Below are 21,693 nucleotides of genomic sequence, written 5' to 3'. Positions count from 1 at the left end.
TTTATGCGAAAAGGTGTTGATTTTTTATTTTAAAAAATTATCTTTGCACTCTGAAAAAAGTATCTAATCGGTAAATTTCGGTTGGTGGTATTTCATAAACCTAAATAGCTATTTAATAAATACATAAGTAATGTCAAAAGTAATAGGAAAAGTTGCGCAAATCATTGGTCCAGTAGTTGATGTAGTTTTCAACGGTAAAGATGTTGAACTTCCAAAAATTTATGATTCATTAGAAATCACAAAAAAAGATGGTACTTTATTAGTACTTGAAGTACAATCTCACATTGGTGAAAACACAGTTCGTACCATTTCGATGGACTCAACAGATGGTTTGAGTAGAGGTTATGAAGTAGTTGGGACAGGAAATCCAATTCAAATGCCAATTGGTGCAGATGTTTACGGACGTTTGTTCAATGTAATTGGTGATGCAATTGATGGTTTACCTGAATTGCCAAAAACGGGTGTAAACGGAATGTCAATTCACCGTCAAGCTCCAAGATTCGAGGATTTATCAACTTCATCAGAAGTTTTATTCACAGGTATTAAAGTAATCGATTTAATTGAGCCTTACTCAAAAGGGGGTAAAATTGGATTGTTTGGTGGTGCAGGTGTTGGTAAAACAGTATTGATCCAAGAGTTGATTAACAATATAGCAAAAGGTCACGGTGGACTTTCAGTATTCGCAGGAGTAGGAGAAAGAACACGTGAAGGAAATGACTTACTTCGTGAGATGTTAGAGTCAGGAATTATAAAATACGGGGATGAATTCATGCACTCTATGGAAAATGGAGGATGGGATTTATCTAAAGTTGATTTACCAGGAATGAGAGAGTCTAAAGCTACTTTCGTTTTCGGACAAATGAATGAGCCACCAGGAGCTCGTGCTCGTGTAGCACTTTCTGGATTATCTATTGCGGAATATTTCCGTGACGGAGCTGGAACTGACCAAGGAAAAGATGTATTGTTCTTCGTGGATAATATCTTCCGTTTTACACAAGCGGGATCTGAGGTATCGGCACTTTTAGGTCGTATGCCATCTGCGGTAGGATACCAACCAACATTAGCTACAGAAATGGGAGCGATGCAAGAGCGTATCACATCTACAAACAAAGGATCTATTACATCTGTACAAGCGGTTTACGTACCTGCAGATGATTTAACGGATCCAGCACCAGCAACAACGTTTGCTCACCTTGATGCAACAACAGTATTGTCTCGTAAAATTGCTGAGTTAGGTATTTATCCAGCGGTAGATCCATTGGATTCTACTTCTCGTATCTTAACTCCTCAAATTTTAGGAAATGAGCACTACGATTGTGCACAAAGAGTAAAAGAGATTCTTCAAAAATACAAACAACTACAAGATATTATTGCGATTCTAGGTATGGAAGAATTATCTGAAGAAGATAAATTAGCCGTTTCTAGAGCACGTCGTGTGCAACGTTTCTTATCTCAACCTTTCCACGTTGCTGAGCAATTTACAGGATTGAAAGGTGTGTTAGTTGATATCAAAGATACTATCAAAGGATTTAATATGATTATTGACGGTGAATTAGATCACTTACCAGAATCAGCTTTTAACCTTAAAGGTACTATTGAAGAAGCTATTGAAGCAGGAGAAAAAATGTTGGCAGAAGCATAATCTATTTTGAATGTTGAATTTTGAATTATAAATTAATTTAAAATCTAAAATTTAAAATTTAAAATAAATAAAAAATGATTTTAGAAATAGTATCACCAGAAGCATCATTGTTCAAAGGAGAAATAACTTCAATATCTGTACCTGGTGTTGATGGAAGTTTTCAAATTTTAAATAATCACGCTCCAATAGTTTCGTTGCTTCAAAAAGGAACTGTAAACATTACAGCACCGGATTTTAAGTTTAATAAAGAAACAGCAGGTTTATTCTCGAAAGTAAACGATCAGAATTATACGTTGGCTATTTCTTCTGGAACTATTGAAATGAAAGATAATAAAGTAATTGTATTAGTTGATTAGTGCAATCTTAAATTTATATAAAAAACGCCTAGCTATTTGTTAGGCGTTTTTTTATGCAGTAAATTGTTTTTTCAACTCTATTTTTGATCTTGATTTTTTTCGTTTATAAACGGTGTAATTACAAATGTTATATTGCGTTTTGTTTATTTTTTATAAGCTTATATAAAAGATATAAGGTTGATATAATCGCAAGCCCAAAAATGAATTTTAGATCAAATGTGTTGTTGTAAAATAAGGCCAAGCTAATTTGCAATAGAAACAATATGATTCCGATGATAGGTTTTTTCATGATTTAAAATAATTGAGTTAAGTAATCCGCTAATAATCCTGTTCCAATTCCAAAAATAAAAGTAATTGCTATTAATAGTGCTGGAATTTTATAGCCCCCTAATTTTTCTTTTGTTAATACTACTGTGAAAAGGCCATAAGAAGGAGCGGTAAATAGCATAGCCGCAATTACACCATTTGTAAAGCCAAGTTGCAATAATATAGTTCCTAATAAAATTTCGAATAATACAGGAACTGAAAGCATAGTTCCAATAAAAGAAACAATTATCAAGATTACAATTGGATTGTAAGCCAAGATAGTATGTAGTACTTCATTTGGGAAAAAGGCTCTAAAAAGAGCTGTGAATAGTGTACCAACAATCATTAAAGGAATTAATTTGTATGCGATAGTACCTACGGCTATTAACCAATCTTCGGTGGCTTTTATTAAAGTTTGAAATATTGATTTTTCTGGAAAATAACAAGATATCTTTTCGAATACTTCACTTTTTACGGGAATAGCTTCTTTTTTAGTTATTAATTTTGATATTTGAGGAATAACGAATAATATCATTATTATGCTAAAAATAATTCTTGAAATAACAATAGCTGGATTAAAGATTCCAAACATAGTTACGATCCCAATGATGTTAAGTAATGCACCTCCGAGGATAATTCCTAGTGTTGCTTCAGTGCTTCCCTTTTGAGAAGTAACGCTAACACTGGTAACAGCAGAACAGTTGGCACACATATTTAAAGGCATTCCAAAAACACTTCCTATAGCGGCTCCTTTTATTCCTTTTAACTGTATTAATTCTTCAAATTTTTTCCAAGACAATAGTAATGATAGGGCGGCACCGCCTATAATAATTGCGAAGGTCATTCCAGTAGCATTTGCTTCCCAGAAATTGGCAACCCCTTTTATAGTTGCAACTGCAAAATTATCATTTGTATCGATATGAAATCGTTCATGATACCCTAATTGACCATGTTCGTGTGGTTTATCGCATTTCCCTTCGATGCAGATTACTTTTTTAAATTCAGCTTGAAAACGGCTTGCGCTTAAAAATAGCGCAAGAAAACTAACTAATAATAGTAGTTTCAGGATGTTTTCTTTGTTTGTGTATGAGGTAGTAGTTGTCATTTTCTATCAAATTATTTTAGTATGTTTTTCTATTTGGAATTCTTTAGTTATTCAGCTCCATCACTTTTTGCCCTAGCAATGGCGATATTTCCAACTTTTTGTCCTAACTCTAATCCTTTTTCGCAATCACTTCTATAGTGAATACAGCCATACATTCTTGAATTTGAGGCTTCCAATGCCATTGCTTTAAATTGTAGCTCTTTTGAAGGAATTAAATAAGAAAGCAATGTTGATGCGGCAGCACTAAAAGTGGAATGACCAGAAACATAAGCTGGGAAATTGGGTGTTCCGGTAGTTGTTTTTATCGAAGGATCTACTTGTGATGGCCTAGGGTTGAAATACGTATATTTTGCATCCCAGCAAGAAATTGCGGCATCCATCATGGCGATATTTAATAAGGCCATGTTTCTCGCCCATCGTACTTCACTATAGTTTTCTTGTACAAATGCTTCTGTTGCAATAGCATTCCAGTGACCAGGTGGGGTGTAAGTGCCTACGCCGTCTGCCCAAAATGAAACGATTGCCATATTTTTTCTTGTTGGATTCTTACTAAAGTCTTTAATTTCAGCTAGCTCTTTAGCAAACTGAGGAGATTGTGTTGATGGAGGGGCTATTGGTCGGTTAGCAACCACCATTTCTGGAGTCATAAAGAAGGATTTGACTTTACCAAATAAGGGCAACATAGGAGGTCTAGCAGGAAATTCCAATGACTTCCATGGTATTTCTCCTTTTGCCACGGCTTGGTTTTCTAGTGATTTCCAAATTTCAGGTGTTCCAATCGCTGCGCCAGTACCATCAGATGTTGCTTTAGATATAAATTTGCCTGCAATTTTTCTACCTAAACTGATTCCTGCATCTATATCACTGCGAACATTTGCTCCAGAAATAATGCGATATAGTTTTTCTTCCTCTGCTTTTCCATCAATATAAGCGATTTCCGTAGGGAACAATAATTTTAGTAATTCTACAGTAACTCCAGCCAAAACTGCGTCCTCTGAAGGATAAGATGGCAAAGTACTTTTTGGAATTAATACTTGCAAATTTGTATCTACTGCGAATGGTGCTGCTCTGTTATACAGTTTTTTGTAGTACCAAGTTGCAATAAGGGCATCATATTGTGCCGCACTTACATACGCATATGACCTTGCAGCATAAGGAGGACTTGAGAATGGAAACTGTGGGTTTGCAAAAGGATTTGCTCCAGATGGGACAGGATAAGTTCCGTCTTCATTTTGATAAGGTGGACGATTATGGCGAGCCACAAGTGTACGCATGATTTCATTCCAACGCAATACACCACCAATGCTCCAGTATTTTATTATTCTTTTTTGATCTTCAGTTATGTTTTCTTGATAGCTTTTTATTTCATTTATTTCTCGATTAAAAGCGGGCGTATTTGCTGCAATTGGAGCATCTAGCTGGAATTCATCAGGAGCTGTTAATAATATAGTTTTCCAATTACCCGCCAATTCATCATTGCTTTTTGGATTCAAAGTGGCATATTGTTCATTACTTTCGGTGATATCATTACTACACGAATAGGTTATTGCAAGTAATAAGACAAAAAGAGAGTTTCGAATTATTTTAATGTTTCTATTTTTCATCTTCTTTCTGTGTTTTTTTTAAATTTAAAATATAAAACAATCCACCATAGACAGTGTTTGATTGCCCCACATTTCTTCCGCTAACTACAAAGTTGCATCCGCTAACGATTGACAATTCAGGGAGGTTTTTAAAAGTATATTTAGAATTAAATCCGTATTTTAAAGTGTTCATAGTATTACTTATAAATGGCATATTGTTTTTTGTAATATCAAATCCTCCAGATTGTGTCACCCAATTATCAAGCACGGCTTCAGCAATTAATCTGCTAGAACGATAACCAAATCTAAAATTGACTGCTATGGCATCTGGCATATCGACTTTATTTGTATAATGAATTTCATCCGTTAAATAAGTATTTCGATCAAGTGTAGCATTCCCTCTTTTAATATACGTCCCTGAAATGGTTGTGAATAATTTCCCTATCTGATAATCTCCCATTAGTCTAATTTGCCCTGTTTTAGTATGTAAACCAATACTTAACGGCAAATAATCTGGAGTATAGTTAGAAACGGGTGTCGAAAATCCACCAATTACATATAAGGAAAAAATACCATTACCTATATTTTTTTCTATAGGCATATACTTTAAGGTTAGGGATAAATCTTGAATTCCCTTTTGCCCACTCATGGTTCCGGCAGAAGCATTTGTTTGTACATATGGCAAACTAAATAATACGTTTAAATTATCAGAAATACCATAGTTTCCCATCATTGAAATTGATTTTGTTGAAACGGTTCCCATGTTTAGGTTGTCTCTTTTAATACTTCCTTCCCAATATTGTTTCCAACTACTGTATTGGTAAATTGATCCAACACAAAAATTTTGTTTCCCCATCATAATCGCATCGGTATCTGTTTGGGCGTTCGTTAAAAATGCCGTTAAGAGGAAACAGCATAATATGGTTTTTTTCATTGTTTAGTGTAAGAATTGGTGATTACTCTATTTTTATTTCTTGTTTAATATTGTTTTGTTCGAATTTCCTGCAATTACTAGTGCTCCTGCAATTAAGACTACATTTTTGATGATGTATTGACCCACTAAAGTAGGGCAGTATGGAAAAGCATCAAAACAAACTTTTTGTAATATAAAAACTGGAAATAACGTAGCACACATGTGTAGTAATAGTAATATAATGGTATAAGGGATGAAGCGTTTCACAAGTAAACCAAGGCCAATCAGTACTTCGCAAATTCCTAAAATGGGGACAAATATTTCGGGTCTAAACCAATATACAGTTTCTTCTACTAGTTCTCCTGCGGGGCTCATTCCGAAAATTTTCAAAGCACCAAACCAAATGTAAACAATAGCAAGAGCAATGCGCATTAAGGTAATGCTGTGTTTTTCCATTTTTGTGCTAAATGAAAAATATAAAGAGTTGAAAGTAGCTTCCATAGTATTTTTTTTTTGAAATTGTAAAGTTTCGGTTTTGTCTTCATTTTAGTAATAATAAATGAAGTGGTAATTGGGCAATTGTATTAATTGAAAAAAAATTAAAAACGGACTATTAATTTTACTAAAATAGTATAGTAGACAAATTAATAGTCCGTCGCTTTTCGTTAAAATCTCGTTGATAGTCCTATATTGATTGTATAATCAGCAAATGCTGCATCTCCTTGAACATGAGTGCCAGTTGTAGCTGAATTTTCTTTATCTGTTACACTTTGTGTACGGTTTCTAGCTACTGCAAATGGAACCGATGCAAATAAAATCACTTTTTTATACTCGTAGTTTACCGATGGCTCTACTGACCAAATATATCCTGGTCGGCGAAAATCACCGCTGCCACCTATAATATCATACACTGGGATTCCTTCTACTCTTGCACCAGCTGCTAATGTTAATCCATGGATGTGGTTAAATAAATAGTTAAAGCCCGCTCTCGCCATGTATTGATCAGGTACACTTGAGATAGCTTCATTTGCTAATCTTGGAGATAAAGTTTCTCTATAGGTTCTTGTTCCGTTTTGTTCTCTAGGATTGCTCAAGTAATAGAAGTTACCATACATGCCAAAATTGTCTGTGAAATTATAGAAAGTATTTAATTCTAATGTAATTCCAGTACCTCCATCTCCTAGTTGAATTGATTGGTCAACAGGACGCAACTCATTGGTGCCATTAGGACCTACATTATGCCAATAGTCTTTGTAATTATAATCTCCAGTTGCTAGTTTAAGTCCTAGTCCTAGTTGAACATTTATTTTTTTATTTTTATTAGGGTCTAATAACCATCTGTATACTGCAAATCGAATGTCACCTATTCCAAATGAGCTAGTCGTATTTCTTTCTTTTTTAACATAGACCCCATTCACAAGTCCATGTTCATATAATGAAGAACGAACATTATTTAAAATTGGGATGTCTACCATTGCTGACCAGCGATTGTCGATTATTCGAGTCAATGAAAGATTAACGATGGAGGAATAATTGATGACTTCCGTTCCTTGAATTAATCGGTCTTTGTTTTCAGTCGTTCCTGAGAAATGTCTAAAAGACTTAAAATAACGGCCACTAGTTGTAAATTGCCATTGAGCAACATTAGTACTGTCAGGATGAACCATCATGCAACTTGTAGCGTTTCCTTTAATGGCAACGCAACCTTGAGCATTGGTTTTTTGAGTAAGAAATAAATTAGAAATAAATAAAATAATAATAAAGACACTGTATAATGAAGATGATTTTTTCATCGTTTTAGGTTTTAATAGGTTAGTTTGCTTTTAGTTAATGGTGAAAAACAAGCATTAACCAAAAGTTTTTTTGAAATACAAGCTATGTTGCTATAACAAATGAGACTCCCTTCGAATGCCTTTTTATTGTTGACCTAATTTGGACAACAAAAAGCATTGAAAAGTTGATAAACCATGAACTAGGTTTGCAAATTGCTAAGACTAATAGAATGTAGTAACCAGTATAATTACAATAGGATACTATCCCAATTATAAGTTATACAAGTTCTCTAACAGCATGTAATGATGCTGCTAAAAATGCAGAAAAAATTAAACTAATTTAGGGGGCGTATACAGTGTGGACAAGTAGCCCGAGTTTAAATCCAGATTAAGATACCCAGAAAGTTTCTTTGAGTCTTGATCTGAGTTTGGAGAAAAATGAACACATACAGTTGTGTTAGGGATATAATCTTGAAGAAACGTCTTTAATAGTTTTTTTATTGGAGAATTTTTAGAAGGACTACTATCAAATAATTGATTGTTGACTATGTCTTTTAAATCTTTTCCAATGACATCTCCATAGGAATTTCTTAAATAGTACAAACTAAGGATGTTATTTTGAATCCTTTTTTTGAAAATATGGTAACTTTTATTCTCAATTACAACATTCTCATTTACATATTCAAAATCAGTGTCTTCAATAAATGAATATAAAGTTGCGTTTAGTTCTATAACTTGAAACTCCGAATCGGGCGTTTTTTCTATAGCAGAAACCCATGCTTGCTCGTCTTGATAAGCAAACATTAAATAGTATCCCAGTACATTGTAAAACAATGATACTAATAAGAATAAGGATGCAATTCGTTTCATAGGCTTCGAAAATATAAAAACTATTTTACATTTGAATATTTTTTTTATTTTTATTTCACATAATGTAATTTTAATGCTAAATAACAGTTAAAACGACTTTATGTTTGTTAATTCATGAAAGAAATTGGTTATAAATTAAACTCGCAATTTATAATCCTAAAAAGTTGTTTATTTTTGTTGCTTATGATTCAACTTCCAAAAAAATTATCTGATAAACTGGAAAGCCGTTTGCAAAATAATGCATTGAGGCAATTGCCAATTAGCAAAGGATTAATAGATTTTGCATCCAATGATTATCTTGGATTATCTCAATCAGATACTATTTTCCATAAAACCCATCAATTTTTAATTGATAACAATGAAATTCATAATGGAGCAACTGGTTCTAGATTGTTATCAGGAAATCATAAAGTATATCAACAAGCCGAGGATTATATTGCTCAATTCCATAAATCCGAATCGGCTTTAATCTTTAATTCGGGCTATGATGCCAATGTGGGCTTTTTTAGTTCGCTTCCGCAAAAGGGAGATTTAATACTTTATGATGAATTATGCCATGCCTCCATTCGGGATGGTATACAATTATCTCATGCTAAAGCGTATAAATTTGATCATAATGATTTTGAAGATTTAGAAAGATTAATTCTTCGAAATCCAAATACTACCATTTATATTGTTACCGAGAGTGTTTTTTCTATGGATGGAGATGCGCCAAATCTGGAAGAATTAGTACAAATTTCAAATAAGTACGATTGTCTTTTGATTGTTGATGAGGCGCATGCTTTAGGAGTTTTTGGTGAAAAAGGGGAAGGATTAGTTCAAATGCTTCATTTACAAGATGCCGTTTTTGCCCGAATTATGACCTTTGGAAAAGGATTGGGTTGTCATGGAGCTGCAGTTTTAGGATCTCCAGAATTAAAAGACTATTTGGTCAATTTTGCTAGAAGTTTTATTTACACGACAGGACTTTCTCCTCACTCCGTCGCTACTATTTTAATGGCCTATCAATTTTTGGAAAATAATCAAGAAAACATCAATAATCTCCGTGAAAATATAATTCAATTTAATCAACAAAAGATTTTATTAGGCTTAAAACCTCTTTTTGTACATTCTAAATCAGCTATACAATCAGCTATTATTCCAGGAAATGAAAAAGTAAAGTCAATTGCTAAACAATTTCAAGAAAAGGGTTTTAATATAAAAGCAATTTTGTCACCTACAGTTCCAGAAGGGCAGGAGCGACTCCGTTTTTGTTTGCATAGTTTTAATTCTAAAGAAGAAATATCAGAAGTATTAAGTTTGTTGGGTACCTTTGTGTTTTAGCTCAGTTTTACACAAAGTTTTAAAATTAAAAACGGAGGATAATTGGAAAAAAATTAACACACTAATTCTTTGTGTACCTTCTTTTTTCTCCGTGTATCTTTATGAAACCAAAAAATTCGTTTAATCATTATTATCAGTGGCCTAATTTATATGAAACTATTTATTACAGGAATTGGAACCGATGTAGGAAAAACAATTGCATCATCCATCATAACCGAAGCGCTAGAAGCGGATTATTGGAAACCCATCCAAGCGGGTGATCTAGAAAATTCAGACAGTCATAAAATACAGTCTTTTATTAGAAATTGTAAAACGGTAATTCATCCCAATAGTTATCAATTAAATACGCCAGCAAGTCCGCATCTTGCGGCTGAAATTGATGGAATTACCATTGACTTAACTAAAATTACAGCACCTGAAACTTCAAATCACTTGGTTATTGAAGGAGCTGGAGGGCTTTTTGTACCCATAAATAATGATGACTGTATCATTGATTTAATTCAACCTGATTACAAAGTAATTGTAGTGTCTAGACATTATTTAGGAAGTATTAATCATACGTTATTGACAATCGAAGCTTTGAAAAATCGTAAAATTGCTATTGCTGGAATTATCTTTAGTGGCGAAGAAAACAAAGCGACAGAATCTATTATTCTCCATAAGACAGGAGTGAAATGTATTGGAAGAATTGAGCAAGAACCTTATTTTGATCAAAATGTAATCCGAGAATATGCTGATCAATTTAGAGAAAATTTACTAAAATTGTAAGTGCAAGGGCAAGTTGGCATAAACAAACCTGATTTCAATGGTTTTCTTGCTTCTTGTCTAACACTTCTTTTATCTTTGCAAAATGAACTTAACAGAAAGAGACCGCCAGCATCTTTGGCACCCTTATACGCAACACAAAACGGCTGCACTTCCTATCGCTATAAAAAAAGGAGAAGGTGCTTTGCTTTGGGACGAAAATGACAAAGAATATATAGATGCCATCGCTTCTTGGTGGGTAAATCCTTATGGGCACAGTAATAAATTCATTGCTGATGCTATTTACAAACAACTCACAACATTAGAGCATGTCCTATTTGGTGGTTTTACGCATGAGCCCGCAATTGTTCTTGGGGAAAGGTTAATCGAAATTTTACCAGATAATCAGCAAAAAATATTTTTCTCGGATAATGGTTCTACTGCTGTCGAAGTAGCCATAAAAGTGGCATTACAGTTTTTTTTCAACAAAGGAGAAAAGCGAACTACCATTATTGCTTTCGAAAATGCTTTTCACGGCGATACTTTTGCAGCCATGGCAGCAAGCGGAATTTCGTTTTATACTCAGGCCTTTGAAGGGATGTTCATTGATGTAGTTCGGATTCCGGTACCTGTAAAAGGGAAAGAGCAAGAAAGTTATGAGGCGTTAAAAACTCAAATAAATAATAATAATTGTGCTGGCTTTATTTTTGAACCCTTAGTTCAAGGAGCAGCAGGAATGGTAATGTACGAACCAGAAACATTAGATCAATTAATCAAAATTTGCCAAGAAAATAATGTATTGACTATTGCCGATGAAGTGATGACTGGTTTTGGAAAAACAGGAAAAAACTTTGCTATGGATTATCTTAAGGAAAATCCAGATATGATGTGCTTGTCAAAAGCCTTGACAGGAGGTACAATTCCTATGGCGATTACCACTTTTACTTCAGCTATTTTTGACGCTTTTTATGACGAAGATATTAATAAGGCATTATTTCACGGACATACATTTACCGCAAACCCTACAGGTTGTGCAGCAGCGTTGGCTAGTTTAGAATTGTTAACTACTTCCGAAATGCAGGCTAATTTAGTTCGAGTGAATGCAAGTCATCTTGCTTTTCAAAACAAAATCAAGCAGCATCCAAAAGTGGAGACTACCCGAGTTTTAGGAACTATTTTTGCTTTAGAGATAAAAACAGACGGTGTAGCAAGTTACTATGGAAGTATGCGAAACAAACTCTATGATTTTTTTATTGAAAATGGAGTGATTTTACGTCCCGTAGGGAATATTGTTTACATTTTGCCACCATACATTATTTCCAATATCCAATTGCAAAAAATATATCAAGTAGTCGAAGATGCTCTAGAAATAGTTTAAATTTTTAGAAAATAATTTTCCTAAATATCAAAAGGAATCACAAAGATTCGCAAAGTTGTTATTTCAGCTTCAATGCTAGTGCGCTTTGAGAAAAACTTTGCGACCTTTGTGGTTAAATCAATAGCATCTTGTCTCAAATAATATCCATCACCGCACTTTCATCTGTTTCTCCACTAGGAAATGATTCCGTAAAAATCTGGAAAAACTATCTTCAAGAAAAACATTTTTTCGTAAAAAAAGAATTAGATAAAATGGCGACATTTATAGCGCCCTTAGATCCCGATTCAGTGCAAGAAATAGAAGCATTGAGAGAATCGGATAATAAATATAAATCATTAGACAATTCAGTTTTATACGCAATGGCTGCATCTCGAAAAGCAATTGTAAATGCTGGATGGGAGAAAGAAGCCGTTTTCGGGATCAATATTGGTTCTTCGCGAGGAGCCACTGATTTATTCGAAAAACACTATAAAGAATACTTAGAAACGGGAAAAGCGCAAACATTGGCTTCGCCTACAACAACTTTAGGAAATATTTCTTCCTGGGTTGCTCACGACTTACAAAGTACAGGTCCTGAAATTTCGCATTCAATCACTTGTTCTACTGCGTTGCATGCTATATTGAATGGAGTGGCTTGGTTAAAATCAGGAATGGTAGATAAGTTTCTAGTTGGAGGAAGTGAGGCTCCCTTAACTGATTTTACGATTGCTCAAATGAGAGCACTAAAAATATATTCTCGAAATGATGATGTGTATCCTAATCGTGCGCTGGACTTAGAGAAAACTCAAAACACGATGATTCTGGGTGAAGGTGCAGGGGTTTGCTGTCTAGAAATTGGAAAAAAAGAGAACGCCTTGGCTTATATTGATGGTGTAGGGTATGCTACAGAATTATTAGAGCATAATATTTCCATTTCGGCAGAAGCCACTTGTTTTCAAAAATCAATGAAAATGGCATTGAAAGAGACTAAACTTTCCGATGTTGATGTGATTGTAATGCATGCTCCAGGAACTATAAAAGGAGATTTGACAGAATATCTTGCCATTCAAAAAGTTTTTGGTTCAACTCTTCCCTTACTGACGTCAAACAAATGGAAAATAGGGCACACTTTTGGCGCTTCAGGTTTATTAAGTTTGGAACTCGCTCTATTAATGATGCAACACAATAGGTTTATTGGAGTCCCTTTTGCAGAAGTGCAATCACAAACCAAACCCATTAAAAAAGTATTAGTAAATGCTGTTGGATTTGGTGGTAATGCTGTGAGTGTGCTTTTGTCTTGCCCTTAAATTTATAAGATAACTTTAGTTGTTATAATTTCCTTGTCCTCTAATGTTGTTTTTACGATAACAACTTGGTTATTGATACTTAAATCGGTCGTACTGAATTTTAAATTGTTAATTTCTTTTTGACTGTAAATTAACTTTCCACTTATATTAAATATTTGTACTGATTGAATTAGCTTAGTTTGTGAATCTAGTTTAATTTGTTTCCCTTTTTTATAAACTGCAAAATTACTGTTTGATGGAGTAAAGGTATCAGTTCCTAATGTTTTATTAGTGTATTTTATTTCAAATCGGTCATTAAAAACACCTTTTTCTGTTGTGAAATCATATGGTTTTTCTGTTAAGTTATGAGTAATATCGAGTAATTTATCTTCTAAGTAAACCACTTGAGTTGTAAAATCACCATCAACTTGGTCTATGCCGATGCTAAAATTACCATCAATAACAGTTGTATATCCAATAGGTACTATATCAGTATCTTTAAATGGTAAAGCACGTCCTTGTATTGTTAAAATCTTGTCTTCATTAATACTGTAAAAATCTACAAATTCATTTCCGTCAAAACTTTCGCCATCAAATGAATCATCATAGTCATCAGTAGCATCAGTGATGTAACCAATTAAAGTTTGTTTGAACGCACCTTGGTCATTATATAGGTCAAGCCATAATCTATTTTTCTCAATGGTTTTACTTTCGGTTGTTTTTGAATTTGAGCTAAATTTAAAAAACTGATTATTCGTTCCAGTTATTCCATTAGCTCCCACTCGCATAGTATTGTTAAAAGTGGCGGTACCAATCGCTTTACTGGTGGTAAAAAAAGCTTGACCAGAAGCAATTTTTCCAGTAGGAATATTTGCATTTACTGCACCTGAGTTTGTAGAACTAATTGCTTTGGCAGTACCAACTCCTCCAGTCAAATTATAAGAAGCATAATCATCTGATGAGTAGGCATATGTTCCTGATCCTGGATTAGGTGTATTCAATGCAATATCAGTATTATGTGTCCATAAATAAATGGTTCCTTCTAATAAACTGCTATTAGCTGTTAAAAATGAGCTAGCATCCAATGCTGAAGGGTACGGATTTCCTAATAAGTTTGAATTTCCTGCTTTACCAATTCCAATAGTGATGATACCATTATTAGGAGCTCCTTTAAATGTCCCATCAAATACACTCAATGGTTTTGGTGAAACATAGTCTTGAGGACCACGAATTGTATATCCTTTTCCTTTAACCATTGTGATAGAATTATCCTCTTGTTTCCAGTCATCAATAGTTTCGTTGAACGAATAGAATTTATCACCAGAAGTATTAGGGGAAAGGTTGTATAATGTTTGAGGGGAAACTGGTGTGGACCAATAAGTATAATCAAATTTATCTATAGGAGTTGTAGAACGGATGTAGGTTATATTCCCAGAGTTTGTATAATTGTCTTTTGCTTGAACGATGCTTCCGTTATTTTTTACAATTAAGTTTGAATTAGTGTCAACTGTTAAAGTTGTTTGAATTATTAAATTTTTATCAGATTCAACCGTTAAAGTATATCCATTTGAAATTTGACAAGAACATACGCTTAAATCATTTGTCAAAATCAAATTATCAGAGATTACTACTGATGTTGTTGCATCAGGTGTACCATTCCAAGCACCATTGGAGTAGGTTAATGAAGCAGGAACTGTAATTGAAATAGGAACTGTGTTTTTTATAGGACAAGACCCGCTTTGAACAACTGCTCTGTAATATCGTGTCGTACTAATGTTTCCCATTAATGCACTAGTTAAAGTAGTTGCGGTTGATGCTATATCAGTAACTCCACTAGTAAAAGCATTGTCATTTGCATATTGCCATTTGGTAATACTTCCTACATTCCCCGCTATTGTTATCGGGTTTGGACTAGTATTTTTACAAATCGTGGTTGCAGTTGAACTTAATGTTCCTGCTGTGGTTCCAGTATTGACAGTAATTGTTTTTGTTACTCCAGATGTTGTATATGTTGAACAGTCTATTATTCTTGTCCAATACGTTGTAGTAACAGTGGGGTTTATTACATAATCAGGAGTCGTTTGTCCGGTTATAATGTTACTACCTATTGTACTTCCTGTTCCCCATTGATAAACGGAGTTTGAGGCTAGTATTCCTCCAGTAGCAATCAAAGTTGTTCCTCCCTCGCCCGTACAAAGCGTACTTGCTCCGGATATGGAAGTAGGAGCTGTAGATGTTTTACAGACGGTATAGTTGAACGAAACTCTAGATTGCCCACCACTTTCAAAATACTCTAAGACAAAATTGGTATTTCCACTTAGATAAACAGTTGCTGTTTTTGATTGATAAGCATGACCAGTCCAATCACTTAAATTAGTTAAAAAAGTTGCTCCACCATCAACACTTAAACGATATCCATCATCCCCTCCAACCGTAAAAGTATAATAGCCTGCGTCGAGGTTTTCTTGCATTTTAAAGCGTATAGCAAAATAATCAGCATAACTGGAGCACAAATTAGGTCCAGAAATGGAACCATTCACTAAATCTAAATTAAACATTTCAGATTGCGTTATATAGCCAATGTAGTTTGTTGTAAAAGCATTACTTGGTGGATTTCCTGTATTTGTTGGTGCATAAACATATCCAATCCATGAGTTACTACCATAACTGGTTTGATCACCTGGGTTTGGATTTACAGTTACTAATTGTGATGCAGCTCCAGTTGTGACATTACATGGAGAAGAATCAATTCTTCTTACCCAATAGGTTGTGCTCGTAGCTGGGGTAACAGTTATTGAACTTGCTGTTTGTCCTGCAATAATATTACTACCTACAGTTCCAGTTCCCCATTGGTAAGTTGTGGAGCTATTTGCTGAACCTCCAGTTGCTGTAAGGGTTGTGGCAAATCCATTACAAATGTTGTTATTACCCGTAATTGAAGTAGGAGCGGTAGAACAAGGATCTACGGTATAGTTAAATGATACTCTTGAATCTCCTCCTGTTTCAAAATATTCTAAAACAAAGTTTGTATTACCACTTAAGTAAACAGAAGTTGTAGAACTAACATACCCATGGTCGTTCCAGTTGTTGATTATATAGGTTGTTCCACCATCTATGCTTAAACGATATCCATCATCACCACCAACGGTAAAATTATAAGTTCCTGCCGGCATGGTTTTATTCATTTTATACCGTACTGCAAAATTATTAGCATATGTACCACATAAATTTGTTCCTGAAATAGACCCAGATCCTAAATTCTGATCGAAAATTTCTGGTTGATTGACGAATCCTTGGTAAGTAGTTGTGAATGCATTGCTGGGAGGATTTCCACCGTTAGTATTTGCATATACATAACCTATCCATGCGCTAGCTCCATAACTAGTTTGGTTACCTGTTATAGTACACTGAGCATTTGATGACTCTATAAATAAACAAAAAAAGAATAGTAATAGTAATTGTTTATGCATATTAGCATTAATTAAGTTTATGGACTAAAACTCTATTTACGATGTTTAACAAAAAAAGGTTTTACTTATTAAAATTTAATCGACAAGTAACCGTAAAATCCGATAAATTAATCTTTTACAAATATATGTAAAAGATTTCTTGTTATTTAGATTTTTTTTCTAATTGAGTTTTACCCTGTATTTTTCTAAAATTTTGGGGTAATTATAAATTTTGAGGTTTAGTTTTACTAATTTTATAAGTTTTGCGATTGTGGAGGGTGCCTTTATTTTTCCTGACTATTTGTTTTAAAAGCAATTGCAAATTAGTAAGTTATTTTGGAGTTTGTTCTAATTCTTTGATTTTCGAATAGATCAAATCACTTTCAAATCCTTTTCGAAGTAAATAGTCACAAAATTTCTTCCTTTTTTTTAATTTATTTGATTCGTGAATTGATTCCCAATGTCTTTCAGCTAATACATGAAATGTTGTTTCATATTCTTCGGGTGTAAATTCTTTAAGAGCTAGGTTAATATTGTAGCTAGTTATATTTCGAAATTTTAATTCGTTAACAATTCTAATCTTTCCCCAATATTTGATTCGGTGCTTTCCTCTTGCAAAACTACAAGCAAAACGACTTTCGTTAAGAAAATTTTCATTTATAAGATGAGTTATAATAGTGCTTATTTCCTCTTGATCCATTTTCATGCTTCTCAATTTTTGCTCTACTTCATCATGACAACGTTCTTGATAGGCACAATAATGTTCTGCTTTTTTGATAGCTTCTTTTATGGAAAATACATCTTTCATTTTGGATTTTTAAGGGTTTTAAATTGAAATTCTAACTTAAAAAAGGTCAGTTTGTTATTTAATTTAGTTGTATAAAGAAGGATTTATTTATTAAAAAATAAAGTTACAATGAATTGTATGTAAGGTATTTAGTCGTTTTATGTGTGAAAAATGATGGTATATCGGATTAATGTGCAAGTTAACGACTTTGTTGTATTGTTTAATTTATTTTTAATTTATTTTGTATATGTAAGTTTTTTCTTTTTAGAGATTACACTACTTTGAATATTAACAACTTAGGGAAATATGATAAAAAAATTACTCCTGCCCTTTTTTTTAGTCTTAGTTCAGATTACCGCTTTTGGAGCAAACATTTCGAGTACATCAACTGGAGGTAATTGGTCGGCATCGTCAACTTGGGTTGGAGGTGTAGTTCCTGCTTCTACCGATAATGTGACGATTGTTTCCGGAAGCACAGTGACTCTTGATGTTACACCTATTTACGCAAATACTATAACTATTTCTGGGACATTAGATTTAAATAAAAATGCCGACATATATTTATATTCTTCATTAATTGTTGTAACGTCTCCTAATGGTCACATTAATTTTGATCATTCTGTATTGAGATTACCTTCAAATGTTGCACTATATCTTCAAAATGGTTCAGCTAGTTTGAATGGAAGTTGTAATAATAATGATGAAATTTTTGTAGGGGCTACTCAATATGCGGTTTGTGTAGGTGGTGGGGCTTTGTACTTATTTGATCAAATTGAGACTGCTGGAGGTATAAATGTTGTTACTACAGGCGCTATCGGAACTTCACAAATAATTTGTAGTGGAGTTACCCCGTCAACATTGACTTCTACGACACCGGGTACAGGTTCTGGGACAATTACCTATGAATGGCAAACGAATGCCAGTGGTAGCTATGTTACTATAGGTTCAGAAACGGCAGCTACATATTCCCCACCTGCTTTATCTTCAACAACAAGCTATAAACGAAGAACGAAATCGGTTGTTCAAGGAACTACTTTTTATTCAGCATATACAACAGCTGTGACTATCACAGTTAATACTTTTCCTAATAATATAAGTAATGGTTTTATAGCGAGTACTATTTGTACTGGAGGTAGTCCACAACTGATATATGATGCAGATGATACCACTTTTACAACCCCATACAGTATAACTTATAAAAATGATACCACTTTACAACAATTTACAGTCTCAATACCAACTGCTTCGCCTTATAGTTTTACGCCAGGGGATAGTCCTACATCCAATACTGGGTATACTATAGTTTCAATATCAAATGCGACGTGTACCAGAACCAGTGGTATTATAAATGCTGGGGCTAATTTAATTGTTAGACCTATGGCTAATGCAACAATAAGTGGTTCAACAACTGTTTGTGCTGGTGCTTCATCTCCTAATATCACTTTTACAAATCCGAGAACTGTGGCCATAACTGTAACGTATAACATAAATGGAGGTTCCAGCCAAACTGTTAATATTAGTGCCCTTGGTAATACGATTCTACCAGTCGCAACAAGTATTGCAGGTCCTTTTGTGTATAATTTAATTAGTGCTGCTTATCAAACTGGTCCAAACTGTTCTAGTACAATTTCAGGAAGTGCATCAGTAACTGTTAATCCAAATTTACCCGCAAGTGTAAGCATTTCAGCTTCTCCAGCGGGATCGATTTGCTCAGGGACATCAGTAACTTTTACTGCAACACCAACAAATGGAGGAACAACTCCAACCTATCAATGGTATAATGGAGTAACAGCAATTAGCGGTGCAACAAACTCAACTTATACATCCAATACATTGGCTAATGCAGATGTTATTAAGGTGATAATGACTTCAAATGCAACTTGTACAACAGGTAGTCCTGCTACTTCAAATACGCTAACTATGACAATGAATCCAAATTCACCAACGAGTGTAAGTATTGCGGCTTCTCCATCGGGAACCATTTGTTTAGGAACATCAGTAACTTTTACCGCCACACCAACAAATGGAGGAACAACTCCAACTTATCAATGGTATAATGGAGTAACAGCAATTAGCGGTGCAACAAACTCAACTTATACATCCAATACATTGGCTAATGCAGATGTTATTAAGGTGATAATGACTTCAAATGCAACTTGTACAACAGGAAGTCCAGCTAATTCGAATGCTGTTACAATGACTGTTCCAGCAGCTGCAATTTGGAGTGGTAGCGGATGGACAAATGGACCACCAACAGATACTCAAGCACTTATTTTTAATGGAACATACTCTTCAATAGGGGATTTGGAGGCTTGTTCTTGTCAAGTAAATTCTGGAGCCATTAAAATTAATACAGGGCATACTTTGAAAATAACAAATGAAGTTACTGTTTCGGGTGGTTCACTTACTTTCGAAGATAAAGCAAGTTTAGTTCAAATTAATAATGTTAACAATGTAGGGGATATAACTTATAAAAGAATAACCCCAGCAATTATAAATACTGATTACGTTTATTGGTCTTCACCAGTTTTAGGATACACATTGGGTGCGGTATCTCCAAATACACTTGCTGGAAAAATGTATTCTTATGATGCTTTTGCCAGTCCAGAAGACTGGAAACAAGAGTCATCAGGAACCGTAATGGTGCCAGGTAAAGGGTATATTATAAGAGGTCCAGAATTTGCACCTCCATTACCGCCATTCCCAACACCTTTTCCAGCTTCTTTTATTGGAGTTCCTAATAATGGGAATATTACAATTCCTATTGGAGGAGTAGATACCTCAAACTTAATAGGAAATCCATATCCATCCGCATTAGATGCAAATTCATTTTTATCCGCAAATAGTGCTGTTTTAGAAGGGACTATTTATTTTTGGACACACAATACTGCGATTCAATTAGCGACTGATATTCTTAATGGAACTGCAGGCTCTGGAGATTATGCTTATACGTCTGATGACTATGCATCTTATAATTTTACTGGAGGAGTTGGTGTTGGAATAGCAGCAATAACTGCGGGCTTTAGTGGTTCAAGTATTCCATCTGGAAAGATTGGGTCAGGACAATCCTTTTTTGCCACTAGTATTGCTACTGGTCAAGTAGCAACTTTTAATAATAGTATGCGTGTAGGAGTTGGTTCAGTTACGGGTAATAATTCTCAGTTTTTTAAAAATGCTACAAATTCTAAAATTGTTGAGGTCAATCAAAAAAATAGAGTTTGGTTGAATTTAACAAATAAACAAGGTGCATTTAAGCAAACATTAGTTGGGTATATTACAGAAGCAACAAATGATTATGATAATGGCTATGACGGGGAAAGTTATGATGGGAATGAATTTATTGATTTTTATAGTATTAATAATGATAAAAATCTAGTAATTCAAGGTAGAGCCTTACCGTTTGAAGATTCGGATACAGTTCCTTTAGGGTATCGATCTGCTATTTCTGGAGATTTTAGTATAAGTATAGATCAAGTGGATGGTTTCTTTATGGGAAAAGCGATTTATTTAAAAGATAATTTGACCAATACTATTCATGATTTGAATCAATCAGCTTATAATTTTAAAACAGAAACGGGAACTTTTAATAATCGTTTTGTTTTAAGTTATGCTAATAAAACTCTGGTAACTGAAAATTTTGATCTATTTGAAAAAGGAGTTTTAATTTCAAATAAAAATAAAGAAGTTAAAATAAACTCATCTGTTGAAAACATTGATATGGTATTGATTTATGATTTATTAGGGCGACAAATTTATAAGAAAACTAATGTAGATAGTAAAGAGCTAATTATTTTAAACTTACTTTCAGCAAAACAAACTATAGTAGTAAAAGTGAGCTTGCAAGGAGGAAAAATAATTAATAAAAAAATTATTTATTAAATAATTAAAATAGTATTGATACAATCCCATCTTGATCTAACAAGATGGGATTTTTTTTAGTTGATAATTAAGTTTTTTTATTCAGTTGAAACACTTTTTTTAACATAAATCCATATAGAATTTTTTTTTAATCCAAAAATGAATAGCTATAATTTTTTTATTTTTTTGTGAGTTTTTTATTTCAAGATATGTAAAACAAGTATTTTATCGGATTTAAATACGCTTTATCGATTAAATTTTATTATTAGTAAAATGACAAACGATATTGCATAATACTATTTGGTTTCGTTTTTTTTTAAGAAAAATAAAAGGTGCTATTTA

Annotated in this window: 15 protein-coding genes; 7 read left to right on the top strand and 8 right to left on the bottom strand. The window is 33.8% G+C overall.

What is annotated here, in order from left to right; translation table 11 throughout:
• Nucleotides 1–130: 130 nt before the first annotated feature.
• Nucleotides 131–1,642, top strand: coding sequence for a F0F1 ATP synthase subunit beta (gene atpD / locus AB3G34_RS13630; protein WP_367755888.1), 1,512 nt, complete (start codon nucleotides 131–133; stop codon nucleotides 1,640–1,642).
• Nucleotides 1,643–1,716: 74 nt separating this feature from the next.
• Nucleotides 1,717–1,998 carry a F0F1 ATP synthase subunit epsilon gene (locus tag AB3G34_RS13625; protein WP_367755886.1) on the top strand — a complete coding sequence of 94 codons (282 nt, stop codon included), beginning with the start codon at nucleotides 1,717–1,719 and terminating at the stop codon, nucleotides 1,996–1,998.
• A gap of 292 nt (nucleotides 1,999–2,290) precedes the next feature.
• On the opposite strand, the gene AB3G34_RS13620 is transcribed toward AB3G34_RS13625, so the two are convergent.
• From AB3G34_RS13620 to AB3G34_RS13595, 6 genes are all read right to left on the bottom strand, one after another.
• Nucleotides 2,291–3,409, bottom strand: coding sequence for a permease (locus tag AB3G34_RS13620; protein ID WP_367772540.1), 1,119 nt, complete (start codon nucleotides 3,407–3,409; stop codon nucleotides 2,291–2,293).
• A gap of 47 nt (nucleotides 3,410–3,456) precedes the next feature.
• The gene (locus AB3G34_RS13615) at nucleotides 3,457–5,013 is read right to left on the bottom strand and encodes a phosphatase PAP2 family protein (protein WP_369752749.1); all 1,557 of its coding nucleotides are present in this window, start codon (nucleotides 5,011–5,013) and stop codon (nucleotides 3,457–3,459) included.
• Complete coding sequence (locus AB3G34_RS13610; RefSeq protein WP_369752748.1) at nucleotides 5,003–5,926, bottom strand: hypothetical protein; 924 nt, start codon at nucleotides 5,924–5,926, stop codon at nucleotides 5,003–5,005. Before AB3G34_RS13610 ends, AB3G34_RS13615 begins: the two co-directional genes overlap by 11 nt.
• A 33-nt stretch (nucleotides 5,927–5,959) precedes the next feature.
• A complete protein-coding gene (locus AB3G34_RS13605) occupies nucleotides 5,960–6,361 on the bottom strand; it encodes a DoxX family membrane protein (protein WP_369752747.1) in 402 nt (133 codons plus the stop codon).
• Nucleotides 6,362–6,570: 209 nt separating this feature from the next.
• Complete coding sequence (locus AB3G34_RS13600; RefSeq protein WP_369752746.1) at nucleotides 6,571–7,698, bottom strand: hypothetical protein; 1,128 nt, start codon at nucleotides 7,696–7,698, stop codon at nucleotides 6,571–6,573.
• A 309-nt stretch (nucleotides 7,699–8,007) separates the two neighbouring features.
• Complete coding sequence (locus AB3G34_RS13595) at nucleotides 8,008–8,547, bottom strand: hypothetical protein (RefSeq protein ID WP_369752745.1); 540 nt, start codon at nucleotides 8,545–8,547, stop codon at nucleotides 8,008–8,010.
• Between the two features lie 186 nt (nucleotides 8,548–8,733).
• On the opposite strand from AB3G34_RS13595, the gene AB3G34_RS13590 reads away from it, so the two are divergent.
• The 4 genes from AB3G34_RS13590 to AB3G34_RS13575 all read left to right on the top strand — a co-directional run bounded on the left by AB3G34_RS13590 (nucleotide 8,734) and on the right by AB3G34_RS13575 (nucleotide 13,278).
• Nucleotides 8,734–9,870: an aminotransferase class I/II-fold pyridoxal phosphate-dependent enzyme gene (locus AB3G34_RS13590; RefSeq protein WP_369754106.1), complete on the top strand. Its 1,137-nt coding sequence runs from the start codon at nucleotides 8,734–8,736 to the stop codon at nucleotides 9,868–9,870.
• Nucleotides 9,871–10,020: 150 nt separating this feature from the next.
• Nucleotides 10,021–10,638, top strand: a complete 618-nt coding sequence (gene bioD, locus AB3G34_RS13585) for a dethiobiotin synthase (RefSeq protein WP_369752744.1) — start codon at nucleotides 10,021–10,023, stop codon at nucleotides 10,636–10,638.
• Between the two features lie 82 nt (nucleotides 10,639–10,720).
• Nucleotides 10,721–11,992 (top strand): adenosylmethionine--8-amino-7-oxononanoate transaminase, encoded by a 1,272-nt coding sequence (gene bioA, locus AB3G34_RS13580; protein WP_369752743.1) that lies wholly within the window; start codon nucleotides 10,721–10,723, stop codon nucleotides 11,990–11,992.
• A 128-nt stretch (nucleotides 11,993–12,120) separates the two neighbouring features.
• Nucleotides 12,121–13,278, top strand: a complete 1,158-nt coding sequence (locus AB3G34_RS13575; protein ID WP_369752742.1) for a beta-ketoacyl synthase N-terminal-like domain-containing protein — start codon at nucleotides 12,121–12,123, stop codon at nucleotides 13,276–13,278.
• 2 nt (nucleotides 13,279–13,280) lie between these two features.
• Here the strand turns inward: AB3G34_RS13575 and AB3G34_RS13570 are convergent, their stop codons facing one another.
• Together AB3G34_RS13570 and AB3G34_RS13565 are read right to left on the bottom strand one after the other, a co-directional pair.
• Nucleotides 13,281–16,727, bottom strand: coding sequence for a T9SS sorting signal type C domain-containing protein (locus tag AB3G34_RS13570; protein ID WP_369752741.1), 3,447 nt, complete (start codon nucleotides 16,725–16,727; stop codon nucleotides 13,281–13,283).
• A 310-nt stretch (nucleotides 16,728–17,037) separates the two neighbouring features.
• Nucleotides 17,038–17,514 (bottom strand): regulatory protein RecX, encoded by a 477-nt coding sequence (locus AB3G34_RS13565; RefSeq protein ID WP_367772519.1) that lies wholly within the window; start codon nucleotides 17,512–17,514, stop codon nucleotides 17,038–17,040.
• Between the two features lie 285 nt (nucleotides 17,515–17,799).
• On the opposite strand from AB3G34_RS13565, the gene AB3G34_RS13560 reads away from it, so the two are divergent.
• A complete protein-coding gene (locus tag AB3G34_RS13560) occupies nucleotides 17,800–21,372 on the top strand; it encodes a T9SS sorting signal type C domain-containing protein (RefSeq protein ID WP_369752740.1) in 3,573 nt (1,190 codons plus the stop codon).
• The last annotated feature ends 321 nt before the right edge of the window (nucleotides 21,373–21,693 follow it).

The organism is Flavobacterium sp. WC2409 (genome assembly GCF_041200085.1).
Taxonomy (GTDB): Bacteria; Bacteroidota; Bacteroidia; order Flavobacteriales; family Flavobacteriaceae; genus Flavobacterium.
Note: the sequence above shows the minus strand (reverse complement) of the source record. Positions and strands in the feature narration are given on the sequence as shown.